Annotated in this window: 2 tRNA genes and 1 rRNA gene; all 3 read left to right on the top strand. The window is 50.2% G+C overall.

Annotated elements, in window-relative coordinates:
- Positions 1–48: 48 nt before the first annotated feature.
- Positions 49–125, top strand: a tRNA-Ile gene (locus C2862_RS24975).
- A 22-nt stretch (positions 126–147) separates the two neighbouring features.
- Positions 148–223 (top strand) — tRNA-Ala (locus C2862_RS24970).
- 211 nt (positions 224–434) lie between these two features.
- Positions 435–1,591 (top strand): 23S ribosomal RNA (locus tag C2862_RS24965); the annotation flags it as partial.

The following is a 1,591-nucleotide window of genomic DNA, read 5'->3' as shown; positions in this document are numbered from 1 at the left end:
TCATCAAGCGTCCGCACTTATCGACTGTTGAACAAAGAACACAGTTTCGGGGCTGTAGCTCAGCTGGTTAGAGCACCGTGTTGATAACGCGGGGGTCGTTGGTTCGAGTCCAACCAGCCCTACCAAGTTATTGGCAAACCCAATAAGGGGGGATTAGCTCAGCTGGGAGAGCACCTGCTTTGCAAGCAGGGGGTCGTCGGTTCGATCCCGTCATCCTCCACCAAAAGCCTCAAACTTAAGTCATCGGTTTTACGTTTAGTCTTTTCGAGACTACTGTTGTTCTGTTCTTTAACAATCTGGAAGAAGTAAAGTTTTTTTAAGCGTGCAGCTAAATACACACTTAGGGTAGTAATCAAAGTATCAACAAACATGCAATGAGCTGTACTCTTGATTTCTATAACGCTCCCTGTTGTCAGCAGGGGCTAACGTTATAGGGACAAGCGAATAAGTGCACATGGTGGATGCCTTGGCGATTACAGGCGATGAAGGACGTAGTAGCTTGCGATAAGCTGCGGGGAGTGAGCAAACACACTTTGATCCGCAGATTTCCGAATGGGGAAACCCGGCCCTTTGGGTCATTGCATGCTGAATACATAGGCATGCAAAGCGAACGCGGCGAACTGAAACATCTAAGTAGCTGCAGGAAAAGAAATCAACCGAGATTCCCAAAGTAGTGGCGAGCGAAATGGGAAGAGCCTGTACGTGATAGTCGATCGGATAGTGGAACAACCTGGAAATGTTGGCCATAGCGGGTGATAGCCCCGTACACGAAATCCGGACGGTGGTACTAAGCGTACGACAAGTAGGGCGGGACACGAGAAATCCTGTCTGAACATGGGGGGACCATCCTCCAAGGCTAAATACTCGTAATCGACCGATAGTGAACCAGTACCGTGAGGGAAAGGCGAAAAGAACCCCGGGAGGGGAGTGAAATAGATCCTGAAACCGTGTGCATACAAACAGTCGGAGCGGACTTGTTCCGTGACGGCGTACCTTTTGTATAATGGGTCAGCGACTTACATTCAGTGGCGAGGTTAACCGAATAGGGGAGCCGTAGAGAAATCGAGTCCGAACAGGGCGACAGTCGCTGGGTGTAGACCCGAAACCAAGTGATCTACCCATGGCCAGGATGAAGGTGCGGTAACACGCCCTGGAGGTCCGAACCCACTAATGTTGAAAAATTAGGGGATGAGCTGTGGGTAGGGGTGAAAGGCTAAACAAACTTGGAAATAGCTGGTTCTCTCCGAAAACTATTTAGGTAGTGCCTCAAGTATCACCATCGGGGGTAGAGCACTGTTATGGCTAGGGGGTCATTGCGACTTACCAAACCATTGCAAACTCCGAATACCGATGAGTGCGAGCTTGGGAGACAGACGTCGGGTGCTAACGTCCGGCGTCAAGAGGGAAACAACCCAGACCGCCAGCTAAGGTCCCAAAGATTGGCTAAGTGGAAAACGAAGTGGGAAGGCTAAAACAGTCAGGATGTTGGCTTAGAAGCAGCCACCATTTAAAGAAAGCGTAATAGCTCACTGATCGAGTCGTCCTGCGCGGAAGATGTAACGGGGCTAAGCCAGTCACCGAAGCTGCGGAT

The organism is Massilia sp. Mn16-1_5, from assembly GCF_004798585.1.
Lineage (GTDB): Bacteria > Pseudomonadota > Gammaproteobacteria > Burkholderiales > Burkholderiaceae_D > Telluria.
The sequence above is the reverse complement of the archived record's forward strand: the minus strand, read 5'-3'. Positions and strand labels throughout refer to the sequence as shown.